General features: G+C 63.8%; 11 protein-coding genes, 1 tRNA gene, 2 rRNA genes and 1 pseudogene. 11 read left to right on the forward strand and 4 right to left on the reverse strand.

Annotated features, from left to right (window positions below; translation table 11 throughout):
- The first annotated feature begins 101 nt into the window (after positions 1-101).
- The 3 genes from KY493_RS02345 to KY493_RS02355 all read left to right on the forward strand — a co-directional run bounded on the left by KY493_RS02345 (position 102) and on the right by KY493_RS02355 (position 3,286).
- A 23S ribosomal RNA gene (locus KY493_RS02345) occupies positions 102-2,902 on the forward strand.
- Between the two features lie 88 nt (positions 2,903-2,990).
- Positions 2,991-3,105 (forward strand): 5S ribosomal RNA (rrf, locus tag KY493_RS02350).
- A 104-nt stretch (positions 3,106-3,209) separates the two neighbouring features.
- A tRNA-Met gene (locus KY493_RS02355) sits at positions 3,210-3,286 on the forward strand.
- A 26-nt stretch (positions 3,287-3,312) separates the two neighbouring features.
- On the opposite strand, the gene KY493_RS02360 is transcribed toward KY493_RS02355, so the two are convergent.
- The 3 genes and pseudogenes from KY493_RS02360 to KY493_RS02365 all read right to left on the reverse strand — a co-directional run bounded on the left by KY493_RS02360 (position 3,313) and on the right by KY493_RS02365 (position 4,884).
- Positions 3,313-4,050: a zinc ribbon domain-containing protein gene (locus tag KY493_RS02360; protein ID WP_255568105.1), complete on the reverse strand. Its 738-nt coding sequence runs from the start codon at positions 4,048-4,050 to the stop codon at positions 3,313-3,315.
- Positions 4,048-4,329, reverse strand: a pseudogene (locus tag KY493_RS14390) (recombinase family protein); the annotation flags it as partial. The pseudogene KY493_RS14390 and the gene KY493_RS02360, both read right to left, overlap by 3 nt.
- Positions 4,330-4,344: 15 nt before the next feature.
- Positions 4,345-4,884 carry a recombinase family protein gene (locus KY493_RS02365; RefSeq protein WP_219897397.1) on the reverse strand — a complete coding sequence of 180 codons (540 nt, stop codon included), beginning with the start codon at positions 4,882-4,884 and terminating at the stop codon, positions 4,345-4,347.
- A gap of 57 nt (positions 4,885-4,941) precedes the next feature.
- Here KY493_RS02365 and KY493_RS02370 point away from each other — a divergent pair, with 57 nt between their 5' ends.
- The 3 genes from KY493_RS02370 to KY493_RS02380 all read left to right on the forward strand — a co-directional run bounded on the left by KY493_RS02370 (position 4,942) and on the right by KY493_RS02380 (position 6,489).
- The gene (locus tag KY493_RS02370; RefSeq protein WP_219897398.1) at positions 4,942-5,691 is read left to right on the forward strand and encodes a hypothetical protein; all 750 of its coding nucleotides are present in this window, start codon (positions 4,942-4,944) and stop codon (positions 5,689-5,691) included.
- Positions 5,692-5,770: 79 nt separating this feature from the next.
- On the forward strand, positions 5,771-6,019 hold the full coding sequence (locus KY493_RS02375) for a hypothetical protein (protein WP_219897399.1): 249 nt from the start codon (positions 5,771-5,773) through the stop codon (positions 6,017-6,019).
- A gap of 245 nt (positions 6,020-6,264) precedes the next feature.
- A complete protein-coding gene (locus tag KY493_RS02380; RefSeq protein WP_219897400.1) occupies positions 6,265-6,489 on the forward strand; it encodes a hypothetical protein in 225 nt (74 codons plus the stop codon).
- A 391-nt stretch (positions 6,490-6,880) separates the two neighbouring features.
- On the opposite strand, the gene KY493_RS02385 is transcribed toward KY493_RS02380, so the two are convergent.
- Positions 6,881-7,102: a hypothetical protein gene (locus KY493_RS02385; RefSeq protein WP_219897401.1), complete on the reverse strand. Its 222-nt coding sequence runs from the start codon at positions 7,100-7,102 to the stop codon at positions 6,881-6,883.
- Between KY493_RS02385 and KY493_RS02390 the strand changes: the two genes are divergently transcribed.
- From KY493_RS02390 to KY493_RS02410, 5 genes are all read left to right on the forward strand, one after another.
- Positions 7,089-7,547 (forward strand): hypothetical protein, encoded by a 459-nt coding sequence (locus KY493_RS02390; RefSeq protein ID WP_219897402.1) that lies wholly within the window; start codon positions 7,089-7,091, stop codon positions 7,545-7,547. The two genes, KY493_RS02385 and KY493_RS02390, sit on opposite strands and share 14 nt — an antisense overlap.
- 355 nt (positions 7,548-7,902) lie before the next feature.
- Positions 7,903-8,643, forward strand: coding sequence for an ABC transporter ATP-binding protein (locus KY493_RS02395; RefSeq protein WP_219897403.1), 741 nt, complete (start codon positions 7,903-7,905; stop codon positions 8,641-8,643).
- Complete coding sequence (locus tag KY493_RS02400; protein WP_219897404.1) at positions 8,640-10,076, forward strand: DUF3526 domain-containing protein; 1,437 nt, start codon at positions 8,640-8,642, stop codon at positions 10,074-10,076. The genes KY493_RS02395 and KY493_RS02400 overlap by 4 nt, the downstream gene beginning before the upstream one ends.
- Entirely contained in the window at positions 10,073-11,434 is a 1,362-nt protein-coding gene (locus KY493_RS02405; RefSeq protein WP_219897405.1) for an ABC transporter permease subunit, read from the forward strand. Before KY493_RS02400 ends, KY493_RS02405 begins: the two co-directional genes overlap by 4 nt.
- A 63-nt stretch (positions 11,435-11,497) precedes the next feature.
- Positions 11,498-14,065: a TonB-dependent siderophore receptor gene (locus tag KY493_RS02410; protein WP_219897406.1), complete on the forward strand. Its 2,568-nt coding sequence runs from the start codon at positions 11,498-11,500 to the stop codon at positions 14,063-14,065.
- Positions 14,066-14,073: the final 8 nt, after the last annotated feature.

Here is a 14,073-nt window from a genome sequence, read left to right on the forward strand (position 1 = left end):
ACTGTTCGAGAAGAAGACATTGTCTGACAAAATCAGGCGTGGTCGCCCGGCATTCTTTCCAGTCGGGTGGAATAAACCACGCATGAGTTTTGCTGAGAAACGATCAAACGTTGAAGGGCTTCTGACGGATGCCTTGGCGTAGAGAGGCGATGAAGGACGTGGCAAGCTGCGATAAGAACCGGGGAGGCGCTAGCACCCTTTGATCCGGTTATTTCCGAATGGGGAAACCCACCTTTACGGTCTTCCAACTCTGTTCCGGCCCAATCTCTTGTAGGTTGGTCGGGGCGGCGATTGGCGGATCGTTGAAAGGTATAATGAGCTGAATACATAGGCTTCATTAAGCGAACCCGGGGAACTGAAACATCTCAGTACCCGGAGGAAAGGACATCAACCGAGACTCCCGTAGTAGTGGCGAGCGAACCGGGACCAGGCCAGTGCTTCTGTGACATAAAGGCGAACGACCTGGAAAGGTCGGCCATAGCGGGTGACAGCCCCGTAGCCGTCAAACAGCAGAAGACTCGAGTAGGGCGGGACACGTGAAATCCTGTCTGAACATGGGGGGACCACCCTCCAAGCCTAAGTACTCCTCTACGACCGATAGTGAACAAGTACCGTGAGGGAAAGGTGAAAAGCACCCCGACAAGGGGAGTGAAACAGATCCTGAAATCGGAAGCCTACAAGCAGTCGGAGCCGCCAAGCGCGGTGACGGCGTACCTTTTGTATAATGGGTCAGCGACTTCATGTGTCGAGCAAGCTTAAGCCGTTAGGTGTAGGCGCAGCGAAAGCGAGTCTGAATAGGGCGCTAAGTTCGACGTATGACGACCCGAAACCAGGTGATCTATCCATGAGCAGGTTGAAGGTTGGGTAACACCAACTGGAGGACCGAACCCGTGAATGTTGAAAAATTCTGGGATGACTTGTGGATAGGGGTGAAAGGCCAATCAAACCTGGACATAGCTGGTTCTCCGCGAAATCTATTTAGGTAGAGCGTCCGACGAATTCCTTGGGGGGTAGAGCACTGGATGGTTGCGGGCTGCGCGAGCGGTACCAATACTAACCAAACTCCGAATACCCAAGAGAACTATCGGGCAGACACACGGCGGGTGCTAACGTCCGTCGTGAAAAGGGAAACAACCCTAACCATCATCTAAGGCCCCCAAGTCACGGCTAAGTGGGAAACGATGTGGGATTGCTTTGACAATCAGGAGGTTGGCTTAGAAGCAGCCATCCTTTAAAGAAAGCGTAACAGCTCACTGATCAAGCGATCCTGCGCGGAAAATGTAACGGGGCTCAAGCCGTGCGCCGAAGATATGGGTTTGCAGTTTACTGCAAGCGGTAGCGGAGCGTTCCGTAAGCCGGTGAAGGTCAGGCGTGAGCCTGGCTGGAGGTATCGGAAGTGAGAATGCTGACATGAGTAACGATAAGAGTGTGAGAGACACTCTCGCCGAAAGACCAAGGGTTCCTGCGTAAAGCTAATCTGCGCAGGGTTAGTCGGCCCCTAAGGCGAGGCTGAAAAGCGTAGTCGATGGGAAGCAGGTAAATATTCCTGCACCAGCTGGAAGTGACGGATGGCTTAACTCGTACCCACTTATTGGATTGTGTGTGCGGGGGCGTTGTCCCAGGAAATAACTCCAGCAGAGACCGTACCCGAAACCGACACAGGTGGTCAGGTAGAGCATACCAAGGCGTTTGAGAGAACTATGCTGAAGGAACTCGGCAAATTGCACGCGTAACTTCGGAATAAGCGTGACTCACCCTGCGCAAGCAGGACTGAGTGGCACAAGCCAGGGGGTAGCGACTGTTTAGCAAAAACACAGGGCTCTGCGAAGCAGCAATGCGACGTATAGGGTCTGACGCCTGCCCGGTGCCTGAAGGTTAAAGGGAGATGTGAAAGCGTCGAACTGAAGCCCAGGTAAACGGCGGCCGTAACTATAACGGTCCTAAGGTAGCGAAATTCCTTGTCGGGTAAGTTCCGACCTGCACGAATGGCGTAACGACTTCCCCACTGTCTCCAGCATAGGCTCAGTGAAATTGAATTCCCCGTGAAGATGCGGGGTTCCCGCGGTCAGACGGAAAGACCCTATGAACCTTTACTATAGCTTCGCCTTGGCGTTAGCGACCGTATGTGTAGGATAGGTGGGAGACTATGAAACCGGGGCGCCAGCTCTGGTGGAGTCATCCTTGAAATACCACCCTTACTGTCGTTGACGTCTAACCGAGGGCCGTTATCCGGTCCCGGGACATGGCGTGGTGGGTAGTTTGACTGGGGCGGTCGCCTCCCAAAGTGTAACGGAGGCGCGCGATGGTGAGCTCAGAGCGGTCGGAAATCGCTCGTCGAGTGCAATGGCATAAGCTCGCCTGACTGCGAGACTGACAAGTCGAGCAGAGACGAAAGTCGGCCATAGTGATCCGGTGGTCCCGCGTGGAAGGGCCATCGCTCAACGGATAAAAGGTACTCTAGGGATAACAGGCTGATTTTGCCCAAGAGTCCATATCGACGGCAAAGTTTGGCACCTCGATGTCGGCTCATCACATCCTGGGGCTGGAGCAGGTCCCAAGGGTATGGCTGTTCGCCATTTAAAGTGGTACGTGAGCTGGGTTCAGAACGTCGTGAGACAGTTTGGTCCCTATCTGCCGTGGGTGTTCGAAGCTTGAGAGGATCTGTCCCTAGTACGAGAGGACCGGGATGGACATACCTCTGGTGGACCTGTCATGGCGCCAGCTGTGCAGCAGGGTAGCTAAGTATGGAATAGATAACCGCTGAAAGCATCTAAGCGGGAAACTAACCTCAAAACAAGGCTTCGCTGAGGATCGTGGAAGACTACCACGTTGATAGGCCAGGTGTGGAAGCGCGGCGACGCGTGAAGCTTACTGGTACTAATAATCCGATCGGTTTGATCGTTTCTCAGCAAAACTCATTCGATGATGATCACAGACCAAGATCATCTCAGACAATGTCTTCTTCGCAATCCTTCTGTCCGCCTGGTTGACCCGGTGGCTATGTCGGAGGTTCCCCACCCGATCCCATTCCGAACTCGGTCGTTAAGCCCTCCAGAGCCAATGGTACTTCGTCTCAAGGCGCGGGAGAGTAGGTCGCCGCCGGGTCTACCCGGCGGACAGAACGATTGCGCACGATACTTGCCCTGTGGCCTTCGGCCGACTTGAGGCGAGGCCCCTCGAACCGTTCTTCCCTCACGCCTACCGTTTGCCGCGGGATGGAGCAGCCCGGTAGCTCGTCAGGCTCATAACCTGAAGGTCGCAGGTTCAAATCCTGCTCCCGCACCCACTAATACCTCACACCCGTGAGACACTTCAGAAACCCCGCCCGAAACGGCGGGGTTTTTGCCGTTCCGGGCCTTCGGATCCTGGCGCAGCAGACCGACCAGTTGGCCGCGCACGTTCAGCTCGAACCTGCCCGGCCGCTTCCAGCGGCACGAACTCCACGACCTCGATCAGCTTGCGCAAGTCGCGCCGCAGGTCCTCACCGGCGTCCCCCTCGATCGCCAGGTGCAGGTGCTCCGCCATACGCCGATGGCCTTCGGCTGCGCCCGGGTGAAGCTGCACGAAGACCGGGGAAGGGGAGGTGGCGATCAGCGCCTCGAGCTCCGTCCGGCGCGACGTCAACGGCGCCGTGCGGGCCTTCAGCTCGTCCATGGTGATCATCTCCTCCATGAACATCATCTGCGCCCGCTCCAGCTTGCGGCCGATCTCGGACAGTTCGCGCTCGGCCGGGGCTCGCGCGGCGAGCGCCTCCAGGTGGCGGGCGGACTGCTCCTCATGGAATATCCGGACGGCGCTGGCGATCGCTTCGGGCGACAGCAGGTGTCGGCGCACGCCGGCGAGCACCCGGTCCTCGACCGTGCGGGCGGCGATGATCTTGTTGTTCCTGCACGTCCCGCGCTCGCGCGCAGCGCTGCAGGCGTACTTGCCGCCGTTCAACGTCATGCCCGATCCACACAGGGCGCACTTCATCAGGCCGGACAGCAGGCGTTTGGGCTTGCGAGCATAGGCCGCCGGCTTGTCGGCCGGGGCCGCCTTGCGCGCCTGCACCGCCTGCCAAGTCTCGTCGTCGATGATGCGCAGATCCGGCACGGGTTCGCGCAGCCAGTCCTCGGGAGGGTTCAGGACCGAGGAGCGGCGGCCCGTGTCAGAGTGCTTGCGATAGCGGCGGCGGTTGAACACGCGCACGCCGATATAGAGTTCCTGATGGAGAATGCCGTCTTGGGTCCGGCGGTCGCCGTTGATGGTCGACGGCATCCATTCGCCGCCGCGCGGACCGGGCTCGCCTTCGGCGTTCAACTGGTGTGCGATGGCGCGGGGGGAGACGCCCTCGGAATAGGCCTTTTAGATTCTGCGGATGATGCCGGCTTGGTGGCCGTCGATCTCCAGCACGCCCTTGTCGGCGATCCGGTAGCCGTAGCAGAGGCCGCCGCCGGAGAAGCCGGCCTTCACCCGGCCGATCAGGCCGCGCCGCGTCTTGCGGCCGAGCTCGACTAGGAACAGCTGGTTCATCGTGCCGGAGAGCCCGACGTGCAACTCCGAGATCTTACCTTCCGAAAGCGTCTCCAGGCCGACGCCGTAGTAGGTCAGCCGCTTGAACAGATGGGCGCTGCCCTCCTGGTCGCGCGACAGGCGGTCCAGGGCCTCGGTCACCACGAGGTCGATCTCCCCGCGCGCGGCCGCCGCCATCATGGCGCGGATGCCGGGGCGATTAGCGATGGCCGAGCCGGAGATGCCCTCGTCGGTGAAGTGGATGATCGGGACATCCGTCCTACCCACGAACTTGCGCTTGATCGCGGCCAATTGGTCGACCGTCGAGCTTTCGTTCTGCAGGTCCGAGGACCGCCGGGTGTAGGCCGCAATGCGTATGCAGCGTTGATACAATCTTTCCGAACGAAGCGGTAGCAGGTATCTGGGCTACGGAACGAAGAGGATATCCCTATGGCTCGTCTGCCAGCCTTGGTCGAAGCGATCGCCCAGCATGACTATCGCCCCAGAAGCCTTATCTGGCATTTCGGCAAGACGGTTCGGACGGCGAAGCTAATTCTGTCGGAGAAGACGGGCACCGGCGCGGCGGACATGACCTATGCCGATGCCGCCACGCTCCTGATGGCTGTGGGAGGCGCCGCCAGCCCGGCAAGCGCGGAGCAGGCTGTCTCCAATCTCCGTTCTCTCGTCCACAGTCCTTGGGACGCCATCGACGAGATGAAGCGCGAGGACCTGTCGGACGAGTTAGGGTTCATGAAGCCCGAGATGACGTTCGGCGTCGCCCTTGAGACGATGATCCGGCACGCCGACGAGGTCGCGCGCTGGGAGGCGGACTATATCAGACGCAGCGACCGATCCGATGCCGATGGGCACAGCGGCTTCGACATGGAGCGATTGGCCTTGCAGGCGAAGAGGGCGATGGCGCCCTTGACGCCGAGCATCGTGCGCCCGGTGCAGGTCATCTTCTACCACGCAGGATTCGGCGCCGAGATCCATATGGGGAGGCCCTGGACGCGCACGGTGGAAGATGACGCCTTCCACGAGTTCTACGTCGCTCCGACTGACAGGTTTCTGGATGCACCGACGGCCACCAACGTGGGGACCTTTACGATTGGAGCAGACCTCCTGCTGGCGCTGAAGAGCGCCGTTGATCGTCCAACGAAGGTTATCAGGCGTGGTACGCGCTCGCCGGAGTACCGTTAGGAGAGATTTGATCAAGGCATCGACTCCAGAGTGTGGTGCCGCGTACCATTGATCACGATTTGATCAAGGAAGACCGCCCATGCGCTACTTTCCGCCCTCGGCCAGCACCGTAGGCGATCCGCCGCGCCGCGCCGAAGTCCACATCGCCGGCGGCCGTCGCATCAGCCTGAAGGTGTTCGCCGATGATTTCGAAGACATCGCGCGCGGCATGATCCGGGACCGCTTCCTGATGGGCGTCTTCGAGGTCGACGATCCCGATCAGGTCATGGAGCGTGCTATCCTGATCCCGACCAACCGGATCGACTGCGTTGTCGACCTCGACGAATAGCCAGGCGATCTGTCTCGCCTATCCTCCGGGACGCCGCAGCCGTTGGCGCGGAACGGCTGTCCAGTCCCTGGAGAATCTGCGTGACGGCGCCGAAGGCCTCCACCCCGCTCTTCACCCTCTGATCCGCAGCCTGGTCCGTCGCCTGATCGCCGACGGCTGATCTCCAGCGATCCCGCTCCCCCAAGCCCATTCGCTTCAACGGACCCATGCGTCCGAATGAGCCCCCATGTCCTGAAAGGCCTGCCATGAACGACCACGATCCGCCCCAGGAATCCGAGAACCCGCTGACGCCCCTGGTCGGCGCCATCATCAGCGACTTCAGCCAGCGCCACGACCTCGCCGAGGTGGTCGCCTTGCACGCGCGCTTGGCCGAGGTCTGTGGCGACGACACCCTCCTCAACATCGTCTGCGACCAGACCGGCTGTCACCTGCACGTGACGACCTTCGGCGTCTGCTGCCAGCCCAACTAGCATCCTGCCCAGATCCACATCGCCAGACCTTCAACCAAGGAGTCCACATGACCGAGAAGACCGATGACCCGCCGCACGAGCGGGAGCGCTCGACCAGCGCTCCCGCCAACGCCCTTCAGCGCCTGTAGGATCCGTCCGCCGACGAGTTCGAGGTGACGATCAAGCCTGACGAAGGCGATCCCGACCGCTTCCACATCACCTCGATCAGCCCGCGACCGCGCCAGTAGCCCTCTTGAAGGAAACCAGATGATCAAGAAGTCCTACGCCATCTGTGACCGCAGCGCCGCGGGGCCCCAGCGCGAGATCTCAGCCGGCGCCCAGTGCGGCGCGAGCAAGGCCATCGTGTCCGCGATCGGCTGGAGCCTCGTCGGCGTGGTCGAGGACGTCGACGTCAGCGGAAGCCAGGGCACTCACGCGCCCGCGTCCCGCCACCGACGCGGCCAACGAGCGCCGGACACTTGCCCAGCACCGGTTGGCGGCGGTCAACGAGGAGATCGAGTCCATCCGCGAGCAGTACCGCCTGAAGCCGGGTCCCTTCGCTCGAGAGATCCTGAACGACGATCTCGAGAAGCTTGGAGCGGATCAGGAGCGGTTGAAGCGTGAACTGGCCCATCCGCCGCGTCTTTCGGGACGGCAAAACGCAGACCCTGGAAGCGATGGTGAGCGACATAGCCGTCGGTCTGGCTGTTCTGGCTGCCGCCAAAACGCAGGTGCGGCTTGAGCAGGATGCGCGGCAGCGGGCTTGGCAAACCGAGCAGGACAGCCGGGAACAGACGGCGCGTCTGGCGTATATCGGGGAACGGCGCGCCAAGGCGCTCGATGCTATTCTCGTGGACATGGAAAGCGTCGATAGGCTGCGGCGATTGATCGGGGCGCTCCGCGGGAAGCAAGCCGAGCCGACTGAGCCGCGGGTGGCGACCTTCCTGGCATGGGCCGATGCGACACTAGCGGCCCGGATGGCTAGACTGTCACCGACAGCACTAGAAGCGCAGTTTGAGGATAGCCGACTGTTCGGCGGCGACGACGATCGGGACTACGGTCGCCATCGATGGTCTTGAAGCTTAAGCGTGCACTTGCCTTTGCAGCGCGTAGCGGACCCTTCAAGTCACACAGTGAAGCTCAAAACTGGTGTGAGGTTCTGCTCAAATCCTGCTCCCGCACCCAAACACCGCTCGGGATCGAAACGACCAACACGCGACCAACGGTGAACACGCGACCACTGCATCAAGCGCGTTCCGGACCTTCGACAATTCGCGGCGGGCCCTTCAGCGGGTGAGGGGCCGTCTTCCGTGATCCGCTCCCGCTGCCCTCCCGGAAGGTTAAGCCGCCCGGTGCGCCGCGACAATGAAACGGTATACAATAACAAACAAGGGCGTTATCAAGTGTCACCTTCGCTGTTGACCCTGATGAGCCATGTCCGACATCCGCGCACCCGCCGTCGTTCTGGAGGCCCGTGGCCTTACCAAGAGGTTTGGTCCGACATCGGCTCTCCACGAGCTCGATCTGAAGGTCCACGCCGGCGAAGTGGTTTGCCTGCTCGGTGCGAACGGCGCGGGCAAGACCACCACGATCAACCTCTTCCTCGGCTTCCTTGAGCCGAGCGCAGGCCAGGCCCTTGTGCTGGGTCGAGCGGTCGGAGACGACCGCGCGGCGGCCCGCGCCGCGCTGGGTTATGTGGCGGAGATCGTCAGCCTCTATCCTTCGCTGACCGGGGCGGAGAACCTGACCTTCTTTCACCGTCTTTCCGGCGCGCCGGAGCTGACGACGACGGCCCGAGACGCGCTGCTGGACGCCCTCGACTTCCCGCGCGCGGCGCTCGACCGCTCAGCCGGCGCCTATTCCAAAGGCATGCGTCAGAAACTGGGGCTGGCGATCGCGGTGGCGCGCAACGCGCGTGCGATCCTTCTGGACGAACCGCTATCCGGGCTCGATCCCAAGGCGGCCAACGATCTCGTGCGGGTGCTTCAGCGCGTCGCGAAGGAGGGCGTGGGCCTTCTCATCTCCACGCATGACATCTTCCGGGCCAAGGAGGTCGCCGACTGGATCGGGATCATGGCGCACGGTCGCATGGTCGATCGACGCGCGACCAGCGACCTGTCCGCCGCCGAACTGGAGCAGCTCTATCTCACCCATATGGCGGAGCGCGCCGCATGAGGCCTTCGGTCGCCGGCGTCGTCACGCGCAAGGACGCCATCGAACTCTGGCGGGACAAGCGGCTGGTGCTGGCCGCATCGCTGACGCTTGTTCTGGCCCTGTCGGCGGTGCTGACCACCTATGTCCAGGTTCGGGCGTACGAACGCGACCGAGCCGCCGCCATCGCCATGGAGAGCGACAGCTGGCTGAGCCAGGGGCCGCGTGATCCGCACTCGGCCGCGCACTTCTCGCAATGGACGTTCCGCCCGCTGACCGCCGCGAACCTGCTCGATCCAGGAACGCGGCCGCATGCCGGATCGGCGGTCTGGATGGAGGCGCACGCCCGCAACCCGGCCGCCTTGCGGGCGGTCGAGGATCAGACCGTCGCGCTGGACCTCGGCGAGTTCAGCGCCGCCTGGGTGATCCAGGTCTTGGCCACCCTGCTGCTGATGGTCCTGACGGCGGGTCTCGTGGCGCGCGAACGCGAGCGCGGAACGCTGCGCCTGCTGCTGGCCACCGCCTCGTCGCCGCGCGCCATCGTCCAGGGCAAGGTGACCGCGGCCTTGGGGGCGGGGGCGTTGGTGGCGGCGCCGCTGCTGCTGGCGGCGGCGGGGGCGGTAATCTGGGCGCCCATGGCTTTAAGCGCCGACATCGCGTTGCGGACAATGCTCTGGTGCGGGGTCCATGCCGTCCTGCTCGTGATCACCGTCATGGGGGGCGTCGCCCTGTCCGTTCGCGCGAAAAGCGCGGCGGCGGCCCTGGCGCTGGCGATCGGCGTCTGGGTCATGGCGGTTCCACTAATCCCGCGCGTCGCCGCCACCGCGGCAGAGGCCGTCGCCCCCATGCCCTCGGGCGAACGCTTCTGGGCCGGCGTGCAGGACGAGATTCGCAATGGCTTCGATGGCAGCGGGTCCGCCGAGGCGCGGACGGCCGCCCTTAGAACCGGCCTGCTGGAGCAGTACGGCGTGGAGACCGTCGAGGCTCTGCCGATCAGCTTCCGCGGCGCGAGCCTGGACGCCAGCGAACGGTTTGGAAACAGTGTGTTCGAGCGTCGGTGGGCGGTGTTGCATCAGATCGAGGATCGCCAGCGCGCCGTGATGCGCGTCTTTGCGCTGATCTCGCCCATCATCGCCGTGCAGAACCTGTCGACTGCAGCGGCGGGAACCGACAACCTTCACCAGCGGGCGTTCACCCAACAGGCGGAGGCGGAGCGGCGGCGGGTCGTCAATGCGCTGAACCGTGACCTGATGATCAACGGAGCCGGCAATCCCGCCTACAAGGCGGATGAGCGTCTTTGGCGATCCCTGGACAGCTTCGAGGTCCGGCCCCTGCCGGTGGCCCATGCCTTGTCCGCTGTCTGGCTTGACGCCGTGATCCTGTTCGCCTGGCTGATCGGAGCGATGCTCCTGGCCGGCTGGAGCGCACGCACGCTGAGCGTCGAGGTGAAGTCGTGAGGCGCCTGCTGCAACTTGATGCAGTCGCCCTCAGCCGGGACCGGATAGCCACGGCGATCCTTGTGGTGGGACTGCTGGTCTGCGCCTTCGCGGCGCTTGCGGGTCACGGCCGGCTGCTGGGCCTGGCGAGCGACAGGGCCTTGGGTGTCGAGGAGGCGGGGGTCGCGAGGCTTGAAGCGCGGGCCGCGTGGGCGAAGGCCGAAGCCGGTCCGGCCGCGGAGGCGGTGCTCCTGCCGACACGTCTGGTCGTTCCCCTTCATCTCGCCCGGCCGGTTCTGCCGGATTTCAGCGCCGGACGATCGAGGCTGGAGCCGACAGGGGCGAACGTTCGTCTGACAAGCCGCCCGGACGCGCTGTTCACCCGCTATCAGGTGGGCAATGCGGAGGCCGCGTTTCGCGGCGAGATCGATCTCGCCTTTGTCGCCACCGTGCTCGCGCCGCTTCTGCTGATCGGGCTGGGCTACGGCGTGTTCACGAGCGACCGCGAAAGCGGTCTGGCCCGTCTCTGGCTGGCTCAGGCCGGCTCGCCGTTGGGGCTGCTGGCCATCCGCAGCCTTAATCGCTTGACGATCGTGTTCGCGCCGATCCTGTTTGCGGCAGGGGTTCTATGGCTAGCCGGGCCGCACATGGCCGAGCGAGCCATGCCGGTAGCCGTCTGGTTGGGCATCGCTCTTCTTGGCCTGCTGTTCTGGTGGGCCGTCATCCTGCTGGTCAACGCGTTTGCGCGCGCGGCCGAGACGGCGGCCCTTGTGCTGATCGGGCTCTGGACGGTGCTCGTCTTTGTTGTTCCGATCGCAAGCACGGCCGTCGCGGACCTGCTCAACCCCTTGCCGTCGCGCTTTGAGCAGATCGCGGCCGCGCGTTCGACCGAAGTGCGGGCGAGCCGCGAATACGACGACGATCATCCCGAGTTGTCTTCCGCCACCCTGCAGGGCCGTCGAGCGACGGTGATTAAAGGCGTCGAGGTTCGCCGGGCGATCTCCGACGCCCTGGCCCCCGCAGTGGCGCGTCACGAGGCGCGGGCCTCCGCTCAGCGGCGACTGCTGGGTTGGACCCAACTGCTGTCGCCCTCGGCCGTGAGCGCGGAGGCCTTGAGCAGGGTGTCGCGGACCGATGCCGGATTCTACGCCGAGCAACGTCGCGCGGCGGGGGCGCACATCGAGCCCTTGGCCGCTGCCTTGGCCGACGCCGCGCTTGGGCGAAGGCCGGTCGCCGCCGCGACGTTCGACGCCCTGCCGAGATTTGCGCCGCCGCCGACCCCCGCGTTGTCGCTCTTTCCCGTGCTGTGGCTCGCGCTCGTGACCCTCATTCTGACGCTCTGGGCCGTCTCGCGTCTGCGCCGCGTAAGCCCTCTGTAATCAAGAGATTTCCTCATGCTTGTTCGAACGATGCTGCCCGCCTCCGTGGCGTCCCTTGCCTGTATGACGGGTATCGCGAGCGCGCAGGACGTCGCGCCATCGGTCGCCGGTGATCAAGCCGAAGCCGCGCTGGACGAGGTCGTGGTGACGGGCAGCCGCTTCGGTGGCCGAACCGCGACGCAATCGACCACGCCCGTCGACGCGATCTCACGCGAAGCCCTGCAACAGAGCGGTCGCGTGGACCTGCTTCAGATGATGAAGGTGCAGGTGCCGAGCTTCAACACCCCGCGGCCGCTGGGTTCGGGTGTCGGCGATTATCTGACGCCGCCCTCGCTGCGAGGCCTTGGACCGGGCGAGGTGCTTGTGCTGCTCAACGGCAAGCGGCGACATACTTCCGCGGACCTCAACGCCAGCAACGGGGTGGGGCGGGGCGACATCTCGGTCGATTTCAACGCCCTTCCCTCTTTCGCGCTGTCACGCGCCGAGGTGCTGCGCGACGGCGCTTCCGCCCAGTACGGGTCGGACGCCATCTCGGGCGTGATCAACCTGATACTGGACGGCTCGGTTGGAAGCCGGGCCCAGGCGACAACGGGCGTCACCTCCGAGGGCGACGGCGCCTTTTGGGAAACGAGCGTGTCGTCGGGCTTCGAGATCGGCGATGGCGGCGTGCTGCGCCTGACCGCGTCCCTGCAGGAGCACGAGGGAACGGATCGATCGCGTCCGGACACCCGGCAGCAGTATTTCGGGACAGGCGCGAACGGCTTGCCGACCGCGATCTCGGGCAACTATGGATCAGGCGTCGGTTTGACCCCTTCGAACGGCAGGCTGGACCCGCGCGAGGCGACGATTGATCGGCGCGTGTTCCGCTTTGGCGACCAGCCGAACACCAACCGCCAAGTCTTCTACAATCTCATGCTGCCGACCCCCGGCCTGGAGCTTTATTCGTTCGGGGGCTACAATCGGCTGGACGGCGACATCGAGTATTTCTTCCGCCGCGCCGGCCAGGACGAGACGTTGCGCGCCGTTTATCCCGACGGATATCGGCCGCTGCTGGACACGCGAATGGAGAACATCTCGGTCGCCATCGGCGCCCGGGGCGAGGACCTGATCGGCTTCGGCTGGGACCTGTCCAGCGTCTTCGGGCGGAACACCCAGGACCTTTATTACGACAACAGCGTCAACGTCTCCCTGGGAACGGAGTCGCCGTCCCGGTTCCATCGGCTTGCGTCCGACTTCGACCAGTGGACGACCAATCTCGACCTGACGAGAGAGATCGCCATCGGCTCGGGCGCGCCCGTCGAACTGGCGCTCGGTGTCGAATATCGTCAGGAGAGCTACGGCCTGCAGTCCGGCGACCTCGACGGGTTCCGAAGTGGCGGCGTCGCCATTCTCGACGGACCGAACGCGGGAAGGCCAGCCCCGATCGGCGCCCAGCCGGGACCCTCGGCCGGCCCAGACGACACGGCCTCGCTCGATCGCCACAGCCATGCACTTTACGGTGAGGTGCAGAAGGCGTTCGGCGACCGGCTGCTGCTCCAGGCCGCGCTTCGCCACGAACGCTACTCCGACTTCGGCGACACGACCAACTACAAGATCGCGGGCCGTCTGGAGCTGTTTGGCGGGCTGGCTGGACGCGCCTCCTGGAACACCGGCTTTCGGGCGCCCGCGCTGGCTCAGTCGGGATACAACGCCTCGAACACCCTGATCCTGAACGGTCAACAGGCGATCGTTCGTGTCGCCGCCGTCGATAGTCCCGCCGCGCGCCTTGTCGGCGCGACCGACCTCAAGCCGGAGACCTCGCGCAATCTGTCGGCCGGCTTGGTGTTCGATCGTGGCGGGCTGACGGCGACGATCGACGCCTATCGCATCGCGGTCGAGGACCGGATCGCGATTTCCTCGACCTTCCAGGATCCGCGCCTGACCGCCTTTCTGGCCGCGAACGGACAGGGCAACTTCAGCGCCATCTCCTATATCACCAATGCGGTGGATACGACGACGGAGGGCGTGGATCTGGTCATCGCCTACAGGCGCGCCTTCGCCGACGGAGGCCGCGTGACGGGCACGTTGGCGGGCAACTACACCCAGACCGAGTTCGACCGGATCGCCGGCACGCCCGCACCGCTCGCGGCGCTGGGCATCGCCACGCCGCTCTTTGATCTGACCCAGCAGCTGCGGTTCTCGGACAGTCTGCCTGGCGACAAGATCACCCTGGACCTCGACTACGTTCGAGGCCCGCTGGGAATCTCGCTGACCAACACGCGCTACGGCGCGGTGTCCACCGTGGCGTTGACCAACCGGACACCGGCGCAGATCGCCGTGCTCACGCCCGGCTACGATGTGCGAAGCGTCCCGGTCGGAGCGGCGGGCAATGCGGATCTGATCCAGACGTTCGGCGCCGAGTGGCTGACCGACCTCGAAGTCAGCTGGGAGCTCACGCCCGCCGTTCGTCTCAGCCTGGGGGCGCAGAACCTGTTCGACGTCTATCCTGACGAAAACATCGCCTCAACCGTCGCCACGGTCGCGGCGGGGTCGAACGGCGCCGACAACGCAGGAACGCAGCCCTACAACGCCATTTCGCCGTTCGGCTTCAGCGGACGGTCGATGTTCGTGCGCGTCGGCCTGACGTTCTGAGCGGAGGG

The sequence above is a fragment of the Brevundimonas sp. PAMC22021 genome (assembly GCF_019443405.1).
In the GTDB taxonomy this organism is placed as follows: Bacteria; Pseudomonadota; Alphaproteobacteria; order Caulobacterales; family Caulobacteraceae; genus Brevundimonas.

Bases quoted from the DNA above. Each gene is read 5' to 3' on its own strand.
- KY493_RS02370 (WP_219897398.1), top strand. From the start codon at position 4,942: ATGGCTCGTCTGCCAGCCTTGGTCGAAGCGATCGCCCAGCATGACTAT.
- KY493_RS02375 (WP_219897399.1), top strand. From the start codon at position 5,771: ATGCGCTACTTTCCGCCCTCGGCCAGCACCGTAGGCGATCCGCCGCGC.
- KY493_RS02380 (WP_219897400.1), top strand. From the start codon at position 6,265: ATGAACGACCACGATCCGCCCCAGGAATCCGAGAACCCGCTGACGCCC.
- KY493_RS02385 (WP_219897401.1), bottom strand. From the start codon at position 7,102: ATGGGCCAGTTCACGCTTCAACCGCTCCTGATCCGCTCCAAGCTTCTC.
- KY493_RS02395 (WP_219897403.1), top strand. From the start codon at position 7,903: ATGTCCGACATCCGCGCACCCGCCGTCGTTCTGGAGGCCCGTGGCCTT.
- KY493_RS02400 (WP_219897404.1), top strand. From the start codon at position 8,640: ATGAGGCCTTCGGTCGCCGGCGTCGTCACGCGCAAGGACGCCATCGAA.
- KY493_RS02410 (WP_219897406.1), top strand. From the start codon at position 11,498: ATGACGGGTATCGCGAGCGCGCAGGACGTCGCGCCATCGGTCGCCGGT.